A 22,304-nucleotide genomic window follows, 5' to 3' on the forward strand; every position below is an offset into this window, starting at 1 on the left:
GGTACTGCAGGGGGGACCCTGTGGGAGAGTAGGACGCCGCCGAACAATCATTGTGGAAAGCCCCGCACCGGGAACGGTGCGGGGCTTTCTGCGTTCTGTGGGAAATGAAGGCGGGGCCAAAGGGCCCCGCCTTCATTTCTTTACAGGCGTCCGGCCGCCTTCAGTTCCAGGTAGGCGTCGGCGAGGGCCGGCGGCAGGTCGTCCGGGGTGGCGTCGACGACTGTGACGCCGTGTCGACGGAGCTGGTCGGCTGTGCGACGGCGTTCGGCCTGGGCCTGTGCGGCCGCGGCGGCCTCGTACACGGCGTCCGTGTGGCCGCGAGCCTTGGCCATCCCTGCGACGTGCGGGTCTGCCACCGAGGCCAGAAGGACCGTGTGGCGCTGCGTCAGTCGCGGCAGGACCGGCAGGAGCCCTTCCTCGATCGGCGCCGCGTCGAGAGTGGTGAAGAGGACGATCAACGAGCGGCGCGGAGCCGAGCGGAGTGCGGTGGCGGTGAGGCCACGGGCGTCGGTCTCCACGAGCTCGGGATCCAGGTTCGCCATGGCGTTGACCAGGGAGGGGAGCATGTCGCCCGCAGCCCGGCCCTGCACGAGGGCGCGCACCCGGCGGTCGTACGCGAGGAGGTCTACGCGGTCGCCCGCGCGGGAGGCCAGGGCCGCCAGGAGCAGAGCGGCGTCCATGGTGGCGTCGAGGCGAGGGGCATCGCCCACGCGGCCGGCGGAAGTGCGGCCGGTGTCCAGGGCGAGCAGGATGTGGCGGTCGCGTTCGGGGCGCCAGGTGCGTACGGCGACGGTGGACTGCCGGGCAGTAGCGCGCCAGTCGATGGAGCGGGTGTCGTCGCCGGGGACGTACTCGCGCAGGCTGTCGAACTCCGTGCCCTGGCCCCGGGTGAGCACGCTGGTGCGGCCGTCCAGCTCGCGCAGGCGGGACAGCTTGGAGGGGAGGTGCTTGCGGCTGGTGAACGGGGGGAGGACGCGCACGGTCCAGGGGACCCGGTGGGTGCCCTGCCGGGTGAAGAGCCCCAGGGGGCCGTACGACCGGATCGTGACGCGGTCCGCGTGACGGTCGCCGCGACGGGTGGGCCGTAGGCGGGTGGTCGTGCGTCGGCGTTCGCCGGCCGGCACCGTCAGGGTGTGGCGGGACGCAGCCACCTCGGTGCCGGGTTGCCAGCTGCTGGGCGGCCAGGCGTCGCGGAGTCGGGCCCTGAGCGGGCGCGTGGACGCGTTGGTGACCGTCAACGTGACGTCCGCGGTGTCACCCAGGCGTACGGATGTGTCGCCGGAACGAGTGAGGCGCAGGCGCCGTACAGGGGCGGCCAGTGCGAAGTCGCAGGCGCAGGCGGCCGCGAGCGGCGCGTTGACCGCGAGGATGCCCGTCCAGCTGGGGTCCCAGATGCCGATCGGGACGGAGCCCAGGGCCGCGATGAGCGCGGCGCGTCCGGTGAGTGCCATCAGCGGGGGACGGGGACGTGGGCGAGGATCGCGTTGATGACGGAGTCCGCGGTCACGCCCTCCATCTCGGCCTCCGGGCGGAGCTGGACGCGGTGGCGCAGGGTGGGGAGTGCCAAGGCCTTCACGTCGTCCGGAGTGACGTAGTCGCGGCCGGTGAGCCAGGCCCACGCGCGGGAGGTCGAGAGCAGTGCCGTGGCTCCGCGTGGGGAGACGCCGAGGGTGAGGGACGGCGAATCGCGGGTGGCGCGGCAGATGTCGACGACGTAGGCGGTGATCTCCGGGGAGACGGTCGTCTTGGCGACCTCGGCGCGGGCGGCGTCGAGGTCGGCGGCGTTCGTGACCGGGCGTACGCCCGCGGCGCGCAGGTCGCGTGGGTTGAAGCCGGTGGCGTGCCGGGTGAGGACGTCGATCTCGTCCTGGCGGGAGGGGAGTGGGACGGTGAGCTTGAGGAGGAAGCGGTCCAGCTGGGCTTCCGGGAGGGGGTAGGTGCCCTCGTACTCGACGGGGTTCTGGGTGGCCGCGACAAGGAAGGGCTCGGGGAGCGGCCGGGGGGTGCCGTCGACCGTGACCTGGCGCTCCTCCATGGCTTCGAGGAGGGACGACTGGGTCTTCGGAGGCGTGCGGTTGATCTCGTCGGCGAGGAGCAGGTTGGTGAACGCCGGGCCGGGCTGGAACGAGAACTCGGCGGTGCGGGCGTCGTAGACCAGGGAGCCGGTGACGTCGCTCGGCATCAGGTCGGGCGTGAACTGGACGCGCTTGGTGTCGAGTTCGGTGGCTGCGGCGAGGGCGCGGACGAGGAGGGTCTTGGCGACTCCGGGGACGCCTTCGAGGAGGACGTGGCCGCGGCACAGGAGCGCGACGACGAGACCGGTCACGGCGGCGTCCTGGCCGACCACGGCCTTGGCGATCTCGGCGCGCAGGGCTTCGAGGGCGGTGCGGGCGTTGCCCGGGTCCCCGCTCTGCCCGGCGTTGTCAGTGGTCGGGTCCATCATGGACGGCGTACCTCACTTTCGAGGGCGTCGAGTTGGTCGGCGAGGGCGATCAGGGCCGCGTCGTCGCCGGGCGGCGGGCCGAAGAGGAGGGCGTGCAGGGCCTGTCCGTCGCCGTGGAGGTGGGCGGAGAGGGCGGGGAGCAGGGACTCGGGCGTGTGCGCCTGGGAGACGGGGACGCCTACGAGGGGGGCGAGGCGGGTGCGGGTGGCGGAGCGAAGAGCGGTGGCCGCGCGGTCGCGGGCGTTGGCCTTGCGGTAGAGGCGGGCGCGGCCTTCGACGGTCTCGGAGGCGCGGATCGCGACGGGGAGTTTCTCGGGCACCAGGGGGCCGAGCCGGCGTGCCCGCCACAGGGCGGCGAGGGCGGCGGCGATGAACAGTTGCAGGGTGCCCCAGAGCCAGCCGGAGGGGAGCAGGTCGAAGAAGCTGCGTTCGTCGTCCGGGTCGGGGACGTCGGAGAGCGAGGGGAGGTACCAGACCAGATGGTCGCGGGAGCCGAGGAGTTGCAGGGCGAGCGAGGCGTTGCCGTGGTCGTCGAGGCGGTCGTTGACGAGGATGTCGCGGGCGCCGAGTACGACGGTGTCGCCCGGGGTGCCCTCCCCGGAGGTGTCGGGGACGCGCAGCAGTGTGGCCAGGCGCCGGCTGGGGTAGCAGGCGTCGGCTTCGACGTGGGTGCTGTAGCGGAGGCCGCCCGTGTCGGCGGTGCCGGCGCGCCGGGCGGCGGGCAGATCGCAGGCGGGGGCCAGCGTCGAGTCGAAGCTGAGCGCGGGGTCGGCGGTGACGCCGGGGACGAGACGTTCGACGGCGGGGCCGCCGGGGGCCACGAGGACGGTGCGGCCGCCGGACCCGGTGACCGCGGAGCGCAGGCGCGTCTGCTGACGCTCGGTCAGGAGGTCGGGGGCGGCGACCAGCAGGGTGGTGTCCGGGCCGGTCGCGGCGCGAGCGGCGTCCAGGGTGGTGACCACACGCGTGGAGACCCCCCGGTCGGCGAGGAGTTCGGCGACCGCGCGGCTTCCGGAGGGGTCGGCGGAGCGCGGGTCGAGTTCGCCGTGGTGGTCGCCGGAGCGGACGACGGCGATCGCCACGGCACCGGCGAGCAGCAGGACGAGTGCGAGGGCGACGCCTCGGCCGCGCGTCCAGATCTGGCGGGCGGTGGGCGAGGCCGAGGTGGTGGGGATGGTGGCCTCGGTGGTCATCCGGCGGCTCCCCGGCGGGTGTCCGTGCCGCCCCCGCTGTTACCGGGCGTGCTGCCCGCCAGGCGCGGCTTGCTGCGGTCCAGGTCGTGGTCGAGTTCGGTGAGGCGCCGGTACGCCTGCTCGGTGCCGGGGCGGCCGCCGTACGTGACGTCGTCGAAGTCCCGGGCGGCGGCCCGCAGCCGCTCGCCGTGGGCGGGCAGGGCGCGGCCGGCCTCGGTGGCCGCCTCGTCGGCGGTGCGGCCGGGCCGGATGTCGAGCAGGGCGCGTTCCTCCAAGGCGCGGACGACGGCCCGCATGCGCTCCTGGACGGCCTGGTTCCAGTGGCCCTGGGCGGCGTGTGCCTGGGCGGCGGCGCGGTGCTCGGCGGCGCTGCGGGGGCGGTCGTCGAACAGGGCGGGGGCGGAGGCCGGTCCGCGGCGCGGGGTGCCCAGGCGCCACCAGAGGGCGCCCAGTACCGCCACGACGGCCAGGACGACGACGACCAGGCCGAGCGTTCCTCCGGGCGTCGCCGTGGACGCCCTGGCGAACAGCTCGTCGATCCACTCCCAGAAGGTGTCCAGGGCCCGTTGGAACCAGCTGGGGTCGTTCTCGTGGTACATGCCCTTGGACAGCTCGCGCTCGGCGGCCTCCCGCGCGGGGTCGCGCGGAATGGTCACCGGCGGTTCGTCGCCGGAGCGCGACAGCGACCGCACCAGGCTGTCGCCGGTGCGCGACAGCGTGCGTACGGCGGTGTGCGACACCTCTGTGAGAACTCCCCCCGCTGGGCTCACCCCGTCAGCTCCCCGGGACGGCGCCGGGGGCGCCGGAGCCCTGGGTGCCCGCGGCGCGGGCCAGTTCGAGGTCGAGGGCCTCGCGGCGGATGCGCTGGTCGATGTACAGCAGTACGGCGACGCCCGCCGTGATCGGGAAAGTGATCATGGAGCCGATCACCGAGCCGATGCCGCTGACGATGAGGAAGGTCCAGCCGAGGTCCCCGGTGCCCTCCAGGAAGCCGCTGACGCCGTCGCCGCCGAGGGTGGCGGCGAGGAAGGCGAACGGGATGACGATGATCGACGCGACGACGTTGGCGATGATCGTGGCGAGCAGCTGGATGCCGAAGACCCGCCACCAGGAGCCGCGTACCAGCTTCACGGAGCGGCTCATCGCCTTCTTGATGCCCTGCTTCTCCAGCATCAGCGCGGGGGACGCCAGCGAGAAGCGGACCATCAGCCACACCGCGACGACACCGCCGGCGATGACGCCCAGGACGGTCAGGGCCACGCCGGCCTCGTCGCCCGCGGTGGCCGTCACGAGGAGGCCGGGCGCCATGCCGACGACGACGATGCCCGCGACGATGAGCAGCAGCAGGATGATCAGGCCGAACAGCTTGAGCACCTGGGGGCGGGCGTCCCGCCAGGCCTCGCCGGCGGTCACCGGACGGCCGAGCACCGCACGGCTGGTGACGGTCGTCAGCAGCGCGGTGGCCAGGACGGTGCCGATCAGGGAGATCAGGAAGACGACACCCGAGTTGATCGTGGTCTCGGTGAGGGCGTCGCCGAGTTCGCTCAGGGAGGCGTCGGGGTCGTTGAGGGCCTCGGTGCCGGTGTTGTCCAGGACGAGGCCCTGGAGCAGCACGACGATGATCTCCGTGAAGACGGCGACGGTCAGGGAGATGCCGAGGACCGTGCGCCAGTAGGTGCGCATCGTGGAGACCGCGCCGTCGAGGATCTCGCCGACACCGAGCGGGCGGAGCGGGATCACGCCGGGTTTGGCCGCGGGCGGCGGGCCGCCCCAGCCGCCTCCCCAGCCACTGTGTCCACCGGGGGCGCCATAACCGCCGTAGCCCCCGCCCTGGCCGCCGTAGGGGCCTCCGTAGCCGCCGCCGGGAGGTCCGGGAGGCGGAGCGCCCCAGCCAGGGCCGGGGGGTGGCGGAGGCGGGGTCTGCGCCTGGTCGCCGGGGCCGGTGGGGGCGGACCACTGGCCGGGGGGCGGCTGCTCCTTGGACCACTTCGTGCCGGGGCTCGTCGGTTCCGCGCCCGGCTGGTCCGCGGGCTGATCGGGGCCGCCGGGGCGGTCGGCGGGCTCGGCGGGGCCGGACGCGCCGGGCTCCCGCCCGTCGGACGGGGCGGATCCGGGCGAGGCCCAGCCCGGAGTGTCGTTCATCGTCGCTCCTTCACGGTGCCCGTCCGCGGGCGCGGCGGCAGGTTGGCAGCCATCGTGCCATGGGGTGCCCGGGTGCGGACCGGGCGCGGTATGGGCTGCACACCTTCAATTGTCCGCCGGATAGGGGGCAGACTGACCGCATGGCTGATCAGGACGCGCGAAACGGCGAGGACAAGCGGCCGACCGAGATCCCTGTGCTCCGCTGGGAGGAGCCCCCCGAAGGCCCGGTGCTGGTCCTGCTGGACCAGACCAGGCTGCCGACCGAGGAGGTCGAGCTGGTCTGCACGGACCCGGCCGGACTCGTCGAGGCGATCCGTTCGCTCGCCGTGCGCGGGGCGCCACTGCTGGGTGTCGCGGGCGCCTACGGGGTGGCGCTCGCCGCAGTCCGGGGCTTCGAGGTGGAGGAGGCCGCGGCCGCGCTGGCCGGGGCCCGGCCCACCGCGGTGAACCTCGCCGTCGGGGTGCGCCGGGCGCAGGACGCGCACCGGGAGGCGCTCGCCAGAACCGGCGACACACGTGAGGCGGCAGCGGCGGCGCTGACGGCGGCGCGGGCCCTGCACCAGGAGGACGCCCAGGCCAGCGCGCGGATGGCCGCGCACGGACTGGCCCTGCTGGACGAGTTGCTGCCCGCCGGCGGACACCGCGTTCTCACGCACTGCAACTCCGGCTCGCTGGTGTCGGGCGGGGAGGGCACGGCCTTCGCGGTGGCGCTCGCGGCCCACCGGGAGGGGCGGCTGCGACGCCTGTGGGTGGACGAAACGCGTCCCTTGCTGCAAGGTGCTCGCCTGACGGCATACGAGGCGGCCCGCAACGACATGACGTACACCCTGCTCACCGACAGCGCGGCGGGTTCGCTGTTCGCGGCGGGCGAGGTGGACGCCGTGTTGGTCGGCGCGGACCGGATCGCGGCCGACGGATCGGTGGCGAACAAGGTGGGGAGCTATCCGCTCGCGGTGCTCGCGCGCTACCACCACGTACCGTTCATCGTGGTGGCGCCGGTCACGACGGTGGATCCGCACACGCCGGACGGGACCGCCATCGAGGTGGAACAGCGTCCCGGATACGAAGTGACCGAGGTCACAGTGCCTCAGGTGCCGGTGACAGGAGCGGGAGGCGGGATTCCGGTGGCACCCCTGGGGACCCAGGCGTACAACCCGGCGTTCGACGTGACTCCGCCCGAGCTGGTGACGGCGATCGTCACCGAGGAAGGCGTGGTTTCGCCCGTGACCGGCGAGGCCCTCGCCGAGCTGTGTGCCAGGTCACGCCAGGTAACGATTAGCTAATGGGATGATGTCGTTTATGAAGGGACGAGTCCTTGTCGTCGACGACGACACCGCACTGGCCGAGATGCTCGGCATTGTGCTGCGTGGTGAGGGTTTTGAGCCATCTTTCGTAGCCGACGGCGACAAGGCGCTGGCCGCCTTCCGGGAGACCAAGCCCGATCTGGTACTGCTCGACCTGATGCTGCCCGGTCGGGACGGCATCGAGGTGTGCCGCCTGATCAGGGCGGAGTCGGGTGTGCCGATCGTGATGCTGACGGCGAAGAGTGACACCGTCGACGTCGTGGTCGGTCTCGAGTCGGGCGCCGACGACTACATCGTGAAGCCGTTCAAGCCCAAGGAGCTGGTGGCCCGTATCCGGGCGCGGCTCCGGAGGTCGGAGGAACCGGCACCGGAGCAGCTCGCCATAGGCGACCTGGTCATCGACGTGGCCGGTCACTCCGTGAAGCGCGAGGGGCAGTCGATCGCGCTGACGCCGCTGGAGTTCGACCTGCTCGTGGCGCTGGCCCGCAAGCCGTGGCAGGTGTTCACGCGCGAGGTGCTCCTGGAGCAGGTCTGGGGCTACCGGCACGCCGCCGACACCCGGCTGGTCAACGTGCATGTGCAGCGGCTGCGCTCCAAGGTCGAGAAGGACCCGGAGAAGCCGGAGATCGTGGTGACCGTACGCGGCGTCGGCTACAAGGCCGGACCGAGCTGACATGACCAGGGACAGTGCCGCTTCGGCGCCCGGGTCCGAGGCCCGCGCCGGACGGCCTGTCGGCTCCCCGCCCGCCCGCTCGCGCTTCGGCCGCCTGCTGGACAGCGGGCTGCTGCACGGCGGGGTGCAGGGCAGCCCGGTGATCCGGCTGTTCATGCGCTGGGTGCGGCGTCCGCTCCTGCCCGTCATGCGGCTGTGGCGGCGCAACATCCAGCTCAAGGTCGTCGTCACCACGCTGCTGATGTCGCTGGGCGTGGTGCTCCTGCTCGGCTTCGTGGTGATCGGACAGGTCCGCAACGGACTGCTCGACGCCAAGGTGAAGGCGTCCCAGAGCCAGGCCACCGGCGGGTTCACGGCGGCCAAGCAGAAGGCCGAGGAGGCGGCGGGCGCCGACGGGGACGACGGCAACCCCGCGGACGGCCGGCCCCCGCAGAACGTCATCCAGTGGATGAGTGAACTGGTGAAGTCGCTCTCCAGCGGCGGCCAGGGCGCCTTCGACGTGGTCACGCTCCCCATGGGCGGCGAGAGCGGCAGCGGACGCGGCCCGCGTGCCTCCGGATCGGTCGACTGGGCGGTCAGCGTCCCGGAAGACCTGCGGGAGCGGATCGACGGCGGCACCGCGGCGGCCCAGAGCTACACCCGGATCGTCTACAACTCCGACCAGGGTTCCCAGCCCGGACTGGTCATCGGCAAGCAGGTCAACGACCCCAACGGCGAGCCGTACCAGCTGTACTACCTCTTCCCGCTCACCCAGGAGGAGAAGTCCCTCAGCCTGGTCAGAGGCACGCTCGCGACGGCCGGGCTCTTCGTCGTCGTACTGCTCGGGGCCATCGCCTGGCTCGTCGTGCGCCAGGTCGTCACACCCGTACGGATGGCCGCCAGCATCGCCGAGCGGCTGTCCGCGGGGCGGCTGCAGGAACGTATGAAGGTCACCGGCGAGGACGACATCGCGCGGCTCGGCGAGGCCTTCAACAAGATGGCGCAGAACCTCCAGCTCAAGATCAGCCAGCTGGAGGACCTGTCGCGGATGCAGCGGCGGTTCGTGTCCGACGTGTCGCACGAGCTGCGTACGCCGCTGACGACCGTGCGGATGGCCGCCGACGTCATCCACGACGCGCGCGTGGACTTCGATCCGGTCACCGCGCGGTCGGCGGAACTGCTCGCCGATCAGCTGGACCGGTTCGAGACGCTGCTCGCGGACCTGCTGGAGATCAGCCGCTTCGACGCGGGTGCCGCCGCCCTGGAGGCCGAGCCGATAGACCTCAGGGAGGTCGTACGGCGGGTCGTCAGCGGTGCCGAGCCGCTCGCCGAGCGCAAGGGCACGCCGATCCGCGTGGTCGGCGACCAGCAGCCCGTCGTCGCGGAGGCGGACGCCCGGCGTGTCGAGCGGGTGCTGCGCAACCTCGTCGTCAACGCCGTCGAGCACGGTGAGGGGCGGGACGTCGTCGTCAAGCTCGCCGCCGCGGGCGGCGCGGTCGCCGTCGCGGTGCGCGACTACGGCGTCGGGCTCAAGCCGGGCGAGGCCACGCGGGTGTTCAGCCGCTTCTGGCGGGCCGACCCGGCACGCGCGCGTACCACCGGCGGTACGGGGCTGGGGCTGTCGATCGCCCTGGAGGACGCGCGGCTGCACGGCGGCTGGCTCCAGGCCTGGGGCGAACCGGGCGGCGGCTCGCAGTTCCGGCTGACGCTGCCCAGGACCGCGGACGAGCCGTTGCGGGGCTCGCCGATACCGCTGGAGCCGGCGGACTCGCGGCGCAACCGCGGACTCCACGACGCCGGTCTCGACGACACCGCCACACCGCACGGCGCGGACAAGGCGGTCGGTGTCCCGGCGCAGGCGTCCGCCGTACAGACGTCCCAGGTGCCCGCGCGGGGCCCGATACCGTCGAGGTCGGCCATGGCGGCCCCCACGGCCGACCCGACGGCACTGCCGGGCAACGGGGCGCGCGTGGTGCCGAGGCCCGCGCCGGGCGCCCGGAGACAGGACGGCGGTCCCGCGGAGGCGGACGGCCGTCAGGACATCCGGTCGGAGGATCCGAGCAGGCAAGGGGAGGCATCTCGTGGGCGCTGACCGCGGGGGAGGCGGTCGGCGCAGGCCGGCACGTGTGGTGGGGTACGCCGTCGGCGGCGTCGTGCTGCTGGCGGGATGCGCGTCCATGCCGGACAGCGGGGATCTGCGCGGGGTGGAGTCCACGCCGCGGCAGGACCCGCAGGTGCGGGTGTTCGCGATGCCGCCGCGGGAGGACGCGCCGCCCTCCGACATCGTGCAGGGCTTTCTGGAGGCCCTGACCAGCGACGATCCGCACTACGAGACGGCACGCAAGTACCTGACCGGCGACGCCGCGGAGAACTGGCGGCCGGACGAGTCGGCGACCGTGCTCGCGGGCGGGCCGGGCACCGAGTCGGACCACTCCGGCAGCCGCGAGGACGCCAACGACTACTCGGTGACCCTGACAGGCGCCAGGGTCGCCACGGTGGACGCCCGGCAGTCGTACTCCCCGGCCGACGGGGCGTACCGCAAGTCGGTGCACCTGACCCGGGACGGCAAGACCAAGCAGTGGCGCATCGACCAGCTGCCGCAGGGCGTCGTCATGGGCAAGTCGGACTTCCAGCGCAACTACATGTCGGTCAACCGGTACTACTTCGCCTCGAACACCGCGGTGCGCTCGGTGTCCGACGAGGGCGCGAGCCCGCAGCCGGCGGCCGTGGCCGACCCCGTGTACGTCCGCCGGCGGGTGGACCCCATGACCCAGGTGGTGAGCTCCCTGATCGCCGGACCGTCGAGCCTGCTCGGGCCCGTGGTCAGGTCGAGCTTCCCGACCGGGACGGCGCTGGCGAGGAACGCCGGTTCGCTGGCGCCCGACGACCGCAGCAAGCTCACCGTCCCGTTGAACGAGAAGGCCGCCCGCGTCGATCAGGACCAGTGCGACGAGATGGCCGCCCAGCTCCTGTACACGCTGCAGAACCTCACCCCGGCCGTGGAGGAGGTCGAGCTGCGCGCGGGTGGCGAGCAACTGTGTTCGCTCAGCGAGGACCGCGCGGAGACGGTCGCCGCGCGGGGCTCGGCACAGCGGCCCGACTACCTGTACTTCGTCGACGACGAGGACCGCCTGGTCCGGATCGCCGCGGGCAGCAACGGGACCCGCGCGGAACCCGTGCCCGGCCCGCTCGGCGAGGGCGAGAAGGCGCTGCGGGCGGTGGCGGTGTCGCGCGACGAGCACAGCGCCGCCGGTATAGGCCTCGACAACAAGTCGCTGTACGTCGGCTCCCTGGTGTCGGGCGGTTCGCTCGGCGATCCCGTGCTGCTCAGCAAGGGCAAGGCGGAGGCCGACCGGCTGACCCCGCCCAGCTGGGACGCGCAGGGCGACCTGTGGATCGCCGACCGCGACCCGGCCGACCCTCGGCTGCTGCTGCTGGAGAAGGGCGCCGGTGAGCCGGTGGAGGTGCGCACGCCGGGGCTCGACGGGCGGGTGCAGGCCGTGCGGGCGGCGGCCGACGGGGTGCGGATCGCGCTCGTCGTGGAGAAGGACGGCGAGCGGTCGCTGCTCATCGGGCGGATCGAACGGGACGAGAGGATGGGCGAACGGCCCGCGGTCACCGTCCTCGAACTGCGCTCCGCCACTCCCGAGCTGGAGGAGGTCACGGCCATGTCGTGGGCCGGTGACAGCAGGCTCGTGGTGGTCGGGCGCGAGCGCGGCGGCGTCCAGCAGATCGGATACGTCCAGGTCGACGGCTCGACGCCGGAGGCTTCGGTGCCCGCCGCCCTGACCGGCGTCAAGGAGATCGCCGCGACCGAGGACGAGCGGCTGCCGCTCGTGGCCTACTCCGAGGACCTGATCGTGCGGCTGCCTTCGGGGCTCCAGTGGCAGAAGGTCACGGAGGGGACGGCGCCCGTCTATCCGGGCTGAGGCTTGGCCGGGACTTCGGCGTCCCCGGCGGTTTTCCACAGGGAGCCGACCGGCGTTTTCCACAGGCCTGGCCGGGTTTCGCCGGGCTTGGCACAGTGGTGGCCATGTGGCGATTGCGGGACTGGTGGCGAGACCTCACGGACCTGGTGCTGCCGGCCGAGTGCGGCGGCTGCGGCCGGACCCGGACGGTGCTGTGCTCACGGTGCAGTACCGCCCTGAGCGGGTCCGCGCCGCGCCGGGTGCGGCCGGTGCCGGAGCCGCCCGGGCTGCCGTCGGTGCACGCGGCCGCGCCCTACGCGGACGAGGTGCGGGCGGTGCTGCTGGCCCACAAGGAGCGGGGTGTCCTGGCCCTCGCGCCGCCGCTCGGCGAGGCCCTGGCGGGAGCGGTGCGGGCGGGGCTCCGCGAGGCGTGGACCGGCGTCGGGGGAGCCGGTGGCTCACCGGGCCCGGTGCTCCTGGTGCCCGTGCCGTCGGCGCGCCGGGCGGTGCGCAGACGCGGGCACGATCCGGCGCGGCGGATCGCCCTCGCGGCGGCGGGGGAGTTGCGGCGGACCGGGGTGCCCGCCCGGGTGGCCGCCCTGCTGCGGCAGCGGCACACCGTGTCCGACCAGGCGGACCTCGACGCCCGGCAGCGGCTGGACAACCTCGCCGGTGCCCTGGCGGTGGCTCCCGGTGGCGGCCGGCTCCTGTGCGGCGGCGGCCCGGTCGTCCTGGTCGACGACCTGATGACGACGGGGGCGTCCCTGACCGAGGCGGCACGTGCCGTGCGCGCGGCTGAGTCGCGGACGGGGCCGGACACGTACGGGAAGGCGAGATCGGCTGTGTATCCGTCGGTGGCGGGGGAAGGCAGAGAGGAACGGAAGACCGGGCCGCAAATGGCGGGTTCCAACGGAGGAGATGGCACGATCCGTGAAGCGATCTGCGCGGCAGTGGTCGCGGCTTCACCTGATTCTTTCGAAAATAAACCGGAACTGACTGAGAACTTACGTCGTTGCAGGTAATGAGGGGTCCTATTCACTGGAACGGAGGTACGTCGCGTTAGAGGGTGACGACATCCGCCCGGGCGAGATATGTTCGGTTGTGAGGCAAAGGCGCAGGCCACACCTCTCAAATCCGAATGCCGTGCTGCGGGTTTTGCCGGCATCACCCGCACCGGGGGAGTGGAGATCTCGCTCGCGGGGGAGGAGGTGGACGTCACCGAGTCCGAGGTTCCGGAGCACACCGGAACCTGGTGCAAAAGGGAGATGCTCCGCCGTGAAGCGGAGCGATCCGGGAACGGAGTTCTGCGTGGACATCGTCGTCAAGGGCCGCAAGACCGAGGTGCCCGAGCGGTTCCGGAAGCACGTGGCCGAGAAGCTGAAGCTGGAGAAGATCCAGAAGCTCGATGGCAAGGTGATCAGCCTCGACGTCGAGGTGTCCAAGGAGCCGAACCCCCGACAGGCCGACCGCTGTGACCGAGTGGAGATCACGCTCCGCTCCCGCGGTCCGGTCATCCGGGCGGAGGCAGCGGCGAGCGACCCGTACGCGGCGCTCGACCTGGCGGCGGAGAAGCTTGACGCACGACTGCGCAAGCAGCACGACAAGCGCTTCTCACGCCGCGGCGCACGCCGGATCCCGGCGGCCGAGGTCGCCGACCACGTACCCGGCGCGGCGACGCTCAACGGGAACGGCGACGTCGTCCCGACGGAGAAGCAGGACGGCGTCCCCACCAAGAAGATCGGCTCGCTGGAGGTCCAGGGCGACGGGCCGCTCGTCGTCCGCGAGAAGACCCATGTGGCCGCGCCGATGTCCCTCGACCAGGCGCTCTACGAGATGGAACTGGTCGGGCACGACTTCTATCTGTTCGTCGACTCCGACACGAAGGAACCCAGTGTCGTCTACCGGCGGCACGCCTACGACTACGGCGTGATCCACCTCACCACGGACACGATGGTCACCCAGGCGCACGCCCCCGACGCGGGCGACGCGCTCGGCGGTTGACCACCGCCGGGTGACAGCGGACCGGTGCCCCTGGAGCGCGTGTGCGCCCCCAGGGGCACCGGTGTGCGACGGTGCGCGAGGGTGTGCGACCCCTTCGGGACCCGCGCGGTCACCCCGTTGTCCGTCGGACATGGAATCATGGCGGCAACGGCCCAACCGGTGGGCCGTTGCTCTGGGTTGGCGATGGCGCAGGACCACGGGCCAAAGCCTTCAGGGGGAGGAACGATGGCGGACAGTTTCGGACCGATGCGGGGTGCGGGCGTCGACCACGGGATCGACGACGGGGCCGCCGGCATGGGGCCGGACGCGGACGTGGGCTCCACACGCGAGGAACCCATCAGGGTCTTGGTCGTGGACGACCACGCCCTCTTCCGCCGGGGTCTGGAGATCGTGCTCGCGGCCGAGGAGGACATCCAGGTCGTCGGCGAGGCCGGTGACGGCGCCGAGGCCGTGGAGAAGGCCGCCGACCTGCTGCCGGACATCATCCTGATGGATGTGCGGATGCCCAAGCGGGGCGGGATCGAGGCCTGCACCTCCATCAAGGAAGTGGCCCCCAGCGCCAAGATCATCATGCTGACGATCAGTGATGAGGAGGCCGACCTCTACGACGCGATCAAGGCGGGCGCGACCGGCTATCTCCTCAAGGAGATCTCCACGGACGAGGTGGCCACCGCCATTCGCGCGGTGGCCGACGGGCAGTCGCAGATCAGTCCGTCCATGGCATCGAAACTGCTCACCGAGTTCAAATCGATGATCCAGCGGACCGACGAACGCCGACTGGTGCCGGCGCCGCGGCTCACCGATCGCGAGCTGGAGGTCCTCAAGCTCGTCGCCACCGGAATGAACAACCGGGACATCGCCAAGGAACTCTTCATCTCCGAGAACACCGTGAAGAACCACGTCCGCAACATCCTGGAGAAACTGCAGCTGCACTCCAGGATGGAGGCCGTGGTGTACGCGATGCGGGAGAAGATTCTCGAGATCCGCTGACTCCGGTCAGGCGAGCAGGCGGGCCAGCTCCGCCGTCAGGGCCTCGCGCAGGTGCGGGGCGTCGACCCGTTCCACCCTTACGTCCGTGCAGTCGACCCAGCTCGCCGCCTCGACCAGGGCCTGGGCCACCGCCGGAGCCGCCTTGGGGCCGTCCAGCCTGACCTGCTTGGCGACCAGGGTGCGTCCCTCTCGCGCCGGATCCACGCGGCCGACCAGCCGTCCGCCGGCCAGCACCGGCATCGCGAAGTAGCCGTGCACCCGCTTGGGCTTGGGCACATAGGCCTCCAGGCGGTGGGTGAAGCCGAAGATCCGCTCCGTGCGCGCCCGTTCCCAGATCAGGGAGTCGAAGGGCGAGAGCAGCGTGGTGCGGTGCCGCCCGCGCGGGACCGTCTCCAGGGCGGCGGGGTCCGCCCAGGCGGGCTTGGACCAGCCCGCCACCGTGACCGGCACCAGACCGGAGTCGGCGATCACGGAGTCGACCTGCTCGGCCTTGAGGCGGTGGTAGTCCGCGATGTCCGCGCGCGTGCCCACGCCCAGGGACTCGCCGGCCAGGCGGACCAGGCGGCGCAGGCACTCGGTGTCGTCAAGGTCGTCATGGAGCAGCGCGGCCGGGACCGCGCGCTCCGCGAGGTCGTACACCCGCTTCCAGCCGCGGCGCTCCACGCACACCACCTCGCCGTACATCAGTGCGCGCTCGACGGCGACCTTCGTGCCCGACCAGTCCCACCACTCGCTGGTCCGCTTCGCGCCGCCCAGGTCCGTCGCGGTGAGCGGGCCCTCGGTGCGGAGCTGCTTGACGACCTGGTCGTAGGTGCCGTCCGGGAGGGAGTGGTTCCAGTGCGGGCGGTTGCGGTAGGCGCGGCGGCGGAAGGCGAAGTGGGGCCACTCCTCGATGGGGAGGACGCAGGCGGCGTGCGACCAGTACTCGAAGGCGTGCGGTCGTGCCGGAGGCGCGCCAATGGAGGCTGGCTTCCAGTAGGCGTCCTCGACCGTCTTGCGGCCGACCGCGCCCAGGCGGGCGTACGGGATGAGCTCGTGGGAGCGGGCGAGGACCGAGATGGTGTCGAGTTGCACCGCGCCCAGGTGCCGGAGGACGCCGCGGACGCCCGCGCGGCGGTCGGGGGCGCCGAGGAAGCCCTGTGCGCGGAGGGCGAGGCGGCGGGCCTCGTCTGCGGACAGTTCCGTGGCGGGGGGCGGGAGGGTCGTCATACGTCCGCACGATAGAGGGTGGGTCTGACAGTGCCGGTCGCTTGCGAGGGCGCCCCGTGCTGGGGTGAGCCGGAGGTGGGTGCGCAGCCCGGCGTTGCGGGGTGCCGCTGCGCCCACCCGTGCCGCCCCAGCGGCACGATTGCCCGCAGCTATGCAGCTATGCAGCTATGCAGCTATGCAGCTATGCGCGTCTACGCGGTCTGTGCCGGCAAGTAAGGCGCCGTCGACGGGAGGGCCAGGTCCGAGGGGAGCAGGGAGGCGATCCAGCAGTCTCGGCGTACGCCGTTGTTGTTGACCGCGGAGCGCAACGTGCCCTCCATGGTGAAGCCCGCCCGCTCGGCCACCGCGCGGGAGGCCGTGTTGCCGACCTCGGCGCGCCACTCCAGGCGGTCGATCGCCCGCTCCGTGAAGGCCCAGCGCGCGACGGCGAGGGATGCCTCCGTGGTGTAGCCCCGGCCGCGGAACTCCTTGGCGCTCCAGAACCCGAGCTCCCCGACGCCGAGGGAGATCATCGTGACGCCGATCATGCCCGCCAGGTCACCGGCGGGGAGGAAGACGCCGAACGTGAACACCGAGGCGTTGGCCCAGCCGTCCGGGACCATCTGCTCCGTGAAGCTCCGCGCGTGCTCGGGGAGGTAGGGCGAGGGGATCGTCGTCCAGCGCTGGACGTCGGGATCCTGGCAGGCGGCGTACACGGCATCGTTGTCCTGGGGGCCGACCGCGCGCAGGACCAGGCGTTCCGTGGTGAGGGTGACGGGTTCCATCGGCCGATTCTGCGCGGCCTCCGGTGGCGGGCGCCATCTTTTTGCCCTGCGTGAACATGTGGTCACTTTCCGTTCAATTCACCGGAGGGCGCGGCACCATCGGCGGGGCCCGGACGTTGAACGCGGTGACGGCAGACAGCGAAGCTGGATGCAAGGAGTGGACGGTCCCGTTACGGCGGGCCTCCCGGGGTGACGGGGTCCTCGCATACGATGGCCGTTGCTCAGTCCGTGACAGGAAACCGACCGTCCCAGGCCCGACCGGCAAGGAGACCAACCCCCGTGTCCGTCCTCTCAAAGATCATGCGTGCAGGCGAAGGCAAGATCCTGCGCAAGCTGCACCGCATCGCGGACCAGGTCAACTCCATCGAAGAGGACTTCGCTGACCTCTCCGACGCCGAGCTGCGGGCTCTCACCGACGAGTACAAGCAGCGCTACGCCGACGGTGAGAGCCTGGACGACCTGTTGCCCGAAGCCTTCGCCACCGTCCGCGAGGCCGCCAAGCGCGTCCTGGGCCAGCGGCACTACGACGTGCAGATGATGGGCGGCGCCGCCCTGCACATGGGCTACGTGGCCGAGATGAAGACCGGTGAGGGCAAGACCCTCGTCGGCACCCTGCCCGCCTATCTCAACGCTCTGTCCGGCGAGGGCGTGCACATCGTCACGGTCAACGACTACCTGGCCGAGCGCGACTCCGAGATGATGGGCCGCGTCCACAAGTTCCTCGGTCTGTCGGTCGGCTGCATCCTCGCCAACCAGACGCCGGCCCAGCGTCGCGAGATGTACCGCTGCGACATCACCTACGGCACGAACAACGAGTTCGGCTTCGACTACCTGCGCGACAACATGGCATGGTCCAAGGACGAACTCGTCCAGCGCGGCCACAACTTCGCCATCGTCGACGAGGTCGACTCCATCCTGGTCGACGAGGCCCGTACGCCGCTGATCATCTCCGGCCCGGCCGACCAGGCCACCAAGTGGTACGGCGACTTCGCCAAGCTGGTCACCCGCCTGAAGAAGGGCGAGGCCGGCAACACCCTCAAGGGCATCGAGGAAACCGGTGACTACGAGGTCGACGAGAAGAAGCGCACCGTCGCCATCCACGAGTCGGGCGTCGCCAAGGTCGAGGACTGGCTGGGCATCGACAACCTCTACGAGTCGGTGAACACTCCGCTGGTCGGCTACCTGAACAACGCCATCAAGGCCAAGGAACTCTTCAAGAAGGACAAGGACTACGTCGTCCTCGACGGCGAGGTCATGATCGTCGACGAGCACACCGGCCGTATCCTCGCCGGCCGCCGCTACAACGAGGGCATGCACCAGGCGATCGAGGCGAAGGAAGGGGTGGACATCAAGGACGAGAACCAGACGCTCGCCACGATCACCCTCCAGAACTTCTTCCGCCTCTACAAGCGCCACGACCACGACGGGAAGGAACAGCCCGGTCTCTCCGGCATGACCGGTACGGCCATGACCGAGGCCGCCGAGTTCCACCAGATCTACAAGCTCGGCGTGGTCCCCATCCCGACCAACCGGCCGATGGTGCGCAAGGACCAGTCGGACCTGATCTACCGCACCGAGATCGCGAAGTTCGAGGCCGTCGTCGACGACATCGAGGAGAAGCACCGCAAGGGGCAGCCGATCCTCGTCGGCACCACCTCCGTCGAGAAGTCCGAGTACCTCTCGCAGCAGCTCAGCAAGCGCGGCGTCCAGCACGAGGTGCTCAACGCCAAGCAGCACGACCGGGAGGCGACCATCGTCGCCCAGGCGGGCCGCAAGGGCTCCGTGACGGTGGCTACGAACATGGCCGGCCGCGGTACGGACATCAAGCTCGGCGGCAACCCCGAGGACCTCGCCGAAGCGGAGCTGCGCCAGCGCGGCCTCGACCCCGAGGAGCACATCGAGGAGTGGGCCGCGGCCCTGCCCGCCGCCCTGGAGCGGGCCGAGCAGGCCGTCAAGGCGGAGTTCGACGAGGTCAAGGACCTGGGCGGGCTCTACGTGCTCGGTACCGAGCGGCACGAGTCGCGCCGTATCGACAACCAGCTGCGCGGTCGTTCCGGCCGCCAGGGCGACCCCGGCGAGTCCCGTTTCTACCTCTCCCTGGGCGACGACCTGATGCGCCTGTTCAAGGCCCAGATGGTCGAGCGCGTGATGTCCATGGCGAACGTGCCGGACGACGTGCCGATCGAGAACAAGATGGTCACGCGCGCGATCGCGTCCGCCCAGTCGCAGGTCGAGACGCAGAACTTCGAGACGCGTAAGAACGTCCTGAAGTACGACGAGGTCCTCAACCGGCAGCGCGAGGTCATCTACGGCGAGCGGCGCCGCGTCCTGGAGGGCGAGGACCTGCAGGAGCAGATCCAGCACTTCATGAACGACACGATCGACGCCTATGTGCAGGCCGAGACCGCCGAGGGCTTCCCTGAGGACTGGGACCTCGACCGTCTGTGGGGGGCCTTCAAGCAGCTCTACCCGGTGAAGGTCACCGTGGAGGAGCTGGAGGAGGCGGCCGGTGACCGGGCCGGTCTGACCGCGGACTACATCGAGGAGTCCATCAAGGACGACATCCAGGAGCAGTACGAGGCGCGTGAGACGCAGCTCGGCTCCGAGATCATGCGCGAGCTGGAGCGCCGGGTCGTGCTGTCGGTCCTGGACCGCAAGTGGCGCGAGCACCTCTACGAGATGGACTATCTCCAGGAGGGCATCGGCCTGCGCGCGATGGCGCAGAAGGACCCGCTGGTCGAGTACCAGCGCGAGGGCTTCGACATGTTCCAGGCCATGATGGAGGGCATCAAGGAGGAGTCCGTCGGCTACCTGTTCAACCTGGAGGTCCAGGTCGAACAGCAGGTCGAGGAGGTTCCGGTCGAGGACGCGGCGCCGTCCCTGGACAAGGGCGCGCAGGACGCGGTCCCGGCCCAGGCGGGCGCGCGCCCGGAGATCCGGGCCAAGGGCCTCGACGCCCCGCAGCGCCGGGACCTGCACTTCTCCGCGCCGACCGTGGACGGCGAGGGTGGTGTCGTCGAGGGTGACTTCACCACCGACGGGGAGCCCGCGGCGGCCCAGTCCGACGGGCTGACGCGCGCGGAGCGCCGCAAGCAGGCCAAGGGCGGGCGACGCCGCAAGAAGTGACGGCGCGGTGCCGCAGGGCGCCGCAGCGGTGGAAGGGCCGGTCACCCGTGGTGGCCGGCCCTTCGGCGTTGGCGGTGCGGGCTGGGCGGCGGGCTGTGGACGGTCGCCAGCGGAATCGTCGGCCGCCAGCCGCCAGCCGCCAGCCGCCAGCCGCCAGCCGCCAGCCGCCAGCCGCCAGCCGTCAGTCGCCAGCCGTCAGTCGTCGTCGGTGTGCGGCCTGCGGGGGCCGCCCAGTTCCACCGCGGTGCAGCGCCAGCGCAGGTCCTGACCCCGTTCCAGCCGGAAGGCCATCGCGCGCAGCTGGTCCCCCGCGCCGATGCGGGCGAATACCTCCAGGGCGCCGGGCCGGGGCTCGAAGTAGCCGATGTCCCGGACCACGGGGAGGGCGCCGCGCGTGCGCAGGGGGCCGCGTTCGGCGGGGTGGGCCAGGTCGTCGTAGGCGCGGCCGACGGTGTGGCGGAGCATCGAGTGGACGGGGCGCCGGCCGCTGAGCACATGGAGGAGAAGCTCGGCGAAACGGTCCGTGGGGCGGACCTGCGGGACGGGGCGGCGCGGGGTCTGGGCGGGGACGAGGGGCGCGGCGGACGGTCCGGTGAGGGGCGGGAGCGGCCGTGTCGCGCGAGACGTCGTGGCATCGGCGGCGAGCCGGTGGGCGCCCGGCTGGGGCGGCGGCGTCGTCCCGGGCGCCCGGGAGGGGCCCTGTCCCGCCGTGGGCGGGCGGGTGTCCGCGGGCCTGGTGCGGGCCCGTGAGGACCGGCCGGGGGAGCCCGGCGGACGCCCACCGGACGGCGCGGTGCGCACGGGCCGCCCGCCGGGCCGGCGGGGCGGCAGACCACCCGGGGCCCGGGTCGCGGCTCCGGGGACCGGCAGGGTCTCGGGGATGGACGGGGGAGGGCTGCTGGGAGGGAGCTGAGTCCTGGTCATGACCTTGCGCATGGGGGTCCCCGTTCGGCGGCGGCCCGGGCGATACCGGGCAGTAACTTAGTGGTTGAGGATCTTGTACGGGGTCGGGGCACCGCACGGCAAGGAGGCGGGTGGTCGTGCCGCGGGGGTCGCAAGGTTCACCTATCAGAGTGACCGGGCCGATGCCGAGGCCCGGTGCGGAGCGGGCGGGGCGGGTGAATTCCGGGCCGGGGGTGGACGCCCGGGGCGTCACGGGTGGGAACTCGAAAGGGGACACCCGCACGTATCCTGAAGACCCCTCCGGGGCTCCACCGGGGCTCCTCGGACCCGAAGCCCCCGACCCGAAAGCGGCGGTCCCATGCGCGTCTACGTCCCCCTGACCCTGTCCGGCCTCGCCGAGGCGCACCGGGCGGGAGAGCTGGGGGCCGGGCCGCTCCCCGCCCACGCCGTCACGCCGGCGCTGCGCGAGTGGTACCAGTCGGACGACGTCGAGGAGCTGGAGTACGCCGCCCTGGGCCGGGCCGCCCAGGCCTCACTGCGCCTGCTCGCGGCCGCTCCCGGCGCCCAGTGGCACCGCGTCGTGGTCGCCGTCGACGCACCCGACGGCGCGGTCTCGGCCGACCCGGACCGGTCGCCCGACGGCGCGGTGCGGGTGGCCGGGCCGTTGCCGCTGGCCAAGGTGGCCTCGGTGCACGTCGACTCCGGCGACGCGGAGGCGGACGTGACCGCCGCGGCCCGGGCCCTCGCGGCGGCGGACGCCGGGGACGACGACGCCCGGTCCGTGGTGGACGGCGCCGAGGACCACGAGCTGCTCTGGTACGCCACGCAGGAGATCCCCGGCCTGCTGGAAGCCGGGCGCTGACCCGGCGGCCTGCCGATTGTCAGTGGCGGCGGGTACGTTTTCGGGCATGGGGATGCAGACAGGGGCGCACATCGTCTGGGACTGGAACGGGACGCTGTTCCACGACAACGACGCGATCATCGGGGCGACGAACGCCGCCTTCGCCGAGCTGGGCATGACGCCGATCACGATGGAAAAGTACCGGGCGCTGTACTGCGTGCCCGTGCCGAAGTTCTACGAGCGGCTGCTGGGCCGCCTGCCCACGGAGGCCGAGTGGGCGGTCATGGACGCCACCTTCCACCGGCACTACACCCGGCACCGGGCGGCGTGCGGGCTCACCGAGGGGGCGGCCGAACTGCTCGCGGGCTGGGGCGCGGCGGGGCGGAGCCAGTCGATCCTGAGCATGTACGGCCACGAGGAGCTGGTCCCCCTGGTCCAGGGGTTCGGGATCGAGGCGCACTTCATACGGGTCGACGGTCGGACCGGGCCGTCCGGGGGCAGCAAGGCGGAGCACATGGTGCGGCATCTCGAGGAGCTGGCCGTCTCCGGGGTGAAGCCCCCTCGGACGGTCGTGATCGGGGACGCGGCGGACGACGCGGTCGCCGCGCGGTACGTGGGCGCGGGGGCGGTGCTGTACACCGGGGGATCGCACAGCCGGGCCAGCCTGGAGGGCGTCGGGGTGCCCGTGGTCGACACGCTGGCGGAGGCCGTGGCGGAGGCGGAGCGGCTGGCCGCGTGAGTCCGTGGCCGCCGCCGGGCCGCGCGTAGCTGTGCGGAACGTCCAAGTTCCGGGCATGGTTTTGTACACATGCGGCTCGTGACGAGGGG

General features: G+C 72.1%; 18 protein-coding genes. 10 read left to right on the forward strand and 8 right to left on the reverse strand.

What is annotated here, in order from left to right:
• Window positions 1-140: 140 nt before the first annotated feature.
• The 5 genes from ACGF3J_RS00005 to ACGF3J_RS00025 are packed head-to-tail and all read right to left on the reverse strand — an operon-like array spanning window position 141 to window position 5,778.
• The gene (locus ACGF3J_RS00005; RefSeq protein WP_161328059.1) at window positions 141-1,451 is read right to left on the reverse strand and encodes a DUF58 domain-containing protein; all 1,311 of its coding nucleotides are present in this window, start codon (window positions 1,449-1,451) and stop codon (window positions 141-143) included.
• Window positions 1,451-2,440 (reverse strand): MoxR family ATPase, encoded by a 990-nt coding sequence (locus ACGF3J_RS00010; protein WP_161328058.1) that lies wholly within the window; start codon window positions 2,438-2,440, stop codon window positions 1,451-1,453. The genes ACGF3J_RS00005 and ACGF3J_RS00010 overlap by 1 nt, the downstream gene beginning before the upstream one ends.
• A complete protein-coding gene (locus ACGF3J_RS00015) occupies window positions 2,440-3,636 on the reverse strand; it encodes a DUF4350 domain-containing protein (RefSeq protein WP_161328057.1) in 1,197 nt (398 codons plus the stop codon). Before ACGF3J_RS00015 ends, ACGF3J_RS00010 begins: the two co-directional genes overlap by 1 nt.
• Window positions 3,633-4,406, reverse strand: a complete 774-nt coding sequence (locus tag ACGF3J_RS00020; RefSeq protein ID WP_161328056.1) for a DUF4129 domain-containing protein — start codon at window positions 4,404-4,406, stop codon at window positions 3,633-3,635. The genes ACGF3J_RS00015 and ACGF3J_RS00020 overlap by 4 nt, the downstream gene beginning before the upstream one ends.
• 4 nt (window positions 4,407-4,410) lie before the next feature.
• Window positions 4,411-5,778, reverse strand: coding sequence for a glycerophosphoryl diester phosphodiesterase membrane domain-containing protein (locus tag ACGF3J_RS00025; RefSeq protein ID WP_161328055.1), 1,368 nt, complete (start codon window positions 5,776-5,778; stop codon window positions 4,411-4,413).
• Between the two features lie 140 nt (window positions 5,779-5,918).
• On the opposite strand from ACGF3J_RS00025, the gene mtnA reads away from it, so the two are divergent.
• From mtnA to ACGF3J_RS00060, 7 genes are all read left to right on the forward strand, one after another.
• The gene (gene mtnA, locus ACGF3J_RS00030; RefSeq protein ID WP_161328054.1) at window positions 5,919-7,061 is read left to right on the forward strand and encodes an S-methyl-5-thioribose-1-phosphate isomerase; all 1,143 of its coding nucleotides are present in this window, start codon (window positions 5,919-5,921) and stop codon (window positions 7,059-7,061) included.
• A gap of 4 nt (window positions 7,062-7,065) precedes the next feature.
• On the forward strand, window positions 7,066-7,755 hold the full coding sequence (gene mtrA / locus ACGF3J_RS00035) for a two-component system response regulator MtrA (protein WP_193776289.1): 690 nt from the start codon (window positions 7,066-7,068) through the stop codon (window positions 7,753-7,755).
• A 1-nt stretch (window position 7,756) separates the two neighbouring features.
• Window positions 7,757-9,826, forward strand: coding sequence for an MtrAB system histidine kinase MtrB (mtrB, locus tag ACGF3J_RS00040; RefSeq protein ID WP_161328053.1), 2,070 nt, complete (start codon window positions 7,757-7,759; stop codon window positions 9,824-9,826).
• On the forward strand, window positions 9,816-11,663 hold the full coding sequence (locus ACGF3J_RS00045) for an LpqB family beta-propeller domain-containing protein (protein ID WP_346346053.1): 1,848 nt from the start codon (window positions 9,816-9,818) through the stop codon (window positions 11,661-11,663). Before mtrB ends, ACGF3J_RS00045 begins: the two co-directional genes overlap by 11 nt.
• A gap of 104 nt (window positions 11,664-11,767) precedes the next feature.
• The gene (locus ACGF3J_RS00050) at window positions 11,768-12,664 is read left to right on the forward strand and encodes a ComF family protein (RefSeq protein ID WP_393853277.1); all 897 of its coding nucleotides are present in this window, start codon (window positions 11,768-11,770) and stop codon (window positions 12,662-12,664) included.
• Window positions 12,665-12,950: 286 nt separating this feature from the next.
• Window positions 12,951-13,643: a ribosome hibernation-promoting factor, HPF/YfiA family gene (gene hpf, locus ACGF3J_RS00055; protein WP_161328061.1), complete on the forward strand. Its 693-nt coding sequence runs from the start codon at window positions 12,951-12,953 to the stop codon at window positions 13,641-13,643.
• A gap of 225 nt (window positions 13,644-13,868) precedes the next feature.
• Entirely contained in the window at window positions 13,869-14,633 is a 765-nt protein-coding gene (locus ACGF3J_RS00060) for a response regulator transcription factor (protein WP_161328051.1), read from the forward strand.
• Window positions 14,634-14,639: 6 nt separating this feature from the next.
• On the opposite strand, the gene ACGF3J_RS00065 is transcribed toward ACGF3J_RS00060, so the two are convergent.
• Both ACGF3J_RS00065 and ACGF3J_RS00070 read right to left on the reverse strand, forming a co-directional pair.
• Complete coding sequence (locus ACGF3J_RS00065) at window positions 14,640-15,842, reverse strand: winged helix-turn-helix domain-containing protein (protein ID WP_161328050.1); 1,203 nt, start codon at window positions 15,840-15,842, stop codon at window positions 14,640-14,642.
• A 191-nt stretch (window positions 15,843-16,033) separates the two neighbouring features.
• Window positions 16,034-16,606, reverse strand: a complete 573-nt coding sequence (locus ACGF3J_RS00070; RefSeq protein WP_161328049.1) for a GNAT family N-acetyltransferase — start codon at window positions 16,604-16,606, stop codon at window positions 16,034-16,036.
• Between the two features lie 279 nt (window positions 16,607-16,885).
• On the opposite strand from ACGF3J_RS00070, the gene secA reads away from it, so the two are divergent.
• Entirely contained in the window at window positions 16,886-19,732 is a 2,847-nt protein-coding gene (secA, locus tag ACGF3J_RS00075) for a preprotein translocase subunit SecA (RefSeq protein WP_161328048.1), read from the forward strand.
• 195 nt (window positions 19,733-19,927) lie between these two features.
• On the opposite strand, the gene ACGF3J_RS00080 is transcribed toward secA, so the two are convergent.
• On the reverse strand, window positions 19,928-20,668 hold the full coding sequence (locus ACGF3J_RS00080; protein ID WP_393853278.1) for an Rv3235 family protein: 741 nt from the start codon (window positions 20,666-20,668) through the stop codon (window positions 19,928-19,930).
• Between the two features lie 325 nt (window positions 20,669-20,993).
• Here ACGF3J_RS00080 and ACGF3J_RS00085 point away from each other — a divergent pair, with 325 nt between their 5' ends.
• Together ACGF3J_RS00085 and ACGF3J_RS00090 are read left to right on the forward strand one after the other, a co-directional pair.
• On the forward strand, window positions 20,994-21,497 hold the full coding sequence (locus tag ACGF3J_RS00085) for a DUF6912 family protein (protein WP_161327889.1): 504 nt from the start codon (window positions 20,994-20,996) through the stop codon (window positions 21,495-21,497).
• Between the two features lie 46 nt (window positions 21,498-21,543).
• Complete coding sequence (locus ACGF3J_RS00090) at window positions 21,544-22,215, forward strand: HAD family hydrolase (protein WP_161327890.1); 672 nt, start codon at window positions 21,544-21,546, stop codon at window positions 22,213-22,215.
• The last annotated feature ends 89 nt before the right edge of the window (window positions 22,216-22,304 follow it).

It is taken from the genome of Streptomyces sp. NPDC048171 (assembly GCF_043202655.1).
GTDB lineage: Bacteria > Actinomycetota > Actinomycetes > Streptomycetales > Streptomycetaceae > Streptomyces.

Excerpts from the sequence above, each read along its gene's own strand:
- ACGF3J_RS00065 (WP_161328050.1), bottom strand. The coding sequence starts at position 15,842 with ATGACGACCCTCCCGCCCCCCGCCACGGAACTGTCCGCAGACGAGGCC.
- ACGF3J_RS00080 (WP_393853278.1), bottom strand. The coding sequence starts at position 20,668 with ATGCGCAAGGTCATGACCAGGACTCAGCTCCCTCCCAGCAGCCCTCCC.
- ACGF3J_RS00015 (WP_161328057.1), bottom strand. The coding sequence starts at position 3,636 with ATGACCACCGAGGCCACCATCCCCACCACCTCGGCCTCGCCCACCGCC.
- ACGF3J_RS00025 (WP_161328055.1), bottom strand. The coding sequence starts at position 5,778 with ATGAACGACACTCCGGGCTGGGCCTCGCCCGGATCCGCCCCGTCCGAC.
- ACGF3J_RS00050 (WP_393853277.1), top strand. The coding sequence starts at position 11,768 with ATGTGGCGATTGCGGGACTGGTGGCGAGACCTCACGGACCTGGTGCTG.
- ACGF3J_RS00060 (WP_161328051.1), top strand. The coding sequence starts at position 13,869 with ATGGCGGACAGTTTCGGACCGATGCGGGGTGCGGGCGTCGACCACGGG.
- mtrB (WP_161328053.1), top strand. The coding sequence starts at position 7,757 with ATGACCAGGGACAGTGCCGCTTCGGCGCCCGGGTCCGAGGCCCGCGCC.
- ACGF3J_RS00070 (WP_161328049.1), bottom strand. The coding sequence starts at position 16,606 with ATGGAACCCGTCACCCTCACCACGGAACGCCTGGTCCTGCGCGCGGTC.
- ACGF3J_RS00085 (WP_161327889.1), top strand. The coding sequence starts at position 20,994 with ATGCGCGTCTACGTCCCCCTGACCCTGTCCGGCCTCGCCGAGGCGCAC.
- ACGF3J_RS00005 (WP_161328059.1), bottom strand. The coding sequence starts at position 1,451 with ATGGCACTCACCGGACGCGCCGCGCTCATCGCGGCCCTGGGCTCCGTC.
- ACGF3J_RS00090 (WP_161327890.1), top strand. The coding sequence starts at position 21,544 with ATGGGGATGCAGACAGGGGCGCACATCGTCTGGGACTGGAACGGGACG.
- mtnA (WP_161328054.1), top strand. The coding sequence starts at position 5,919 with ATGGCTGATCAGGACGCGCGAAACGGCGAGGACAAGCGGCCGACCGAG.
- ACGF3J_RS00010 (WP_161328058.1), bottom strand. The coding sequence starts at position 2,440 with ATGGACCCGACCACTGACAACGCCGGGCAGAGCGGGGACCCGGGCAAC.
- mtrA (WP_193776289.1), top strand. The coding sequence starts at position 7,066 with ATGATGTCGTTTATGAAGGGACGAGTCCTTGTCGTCGACGACGACACC.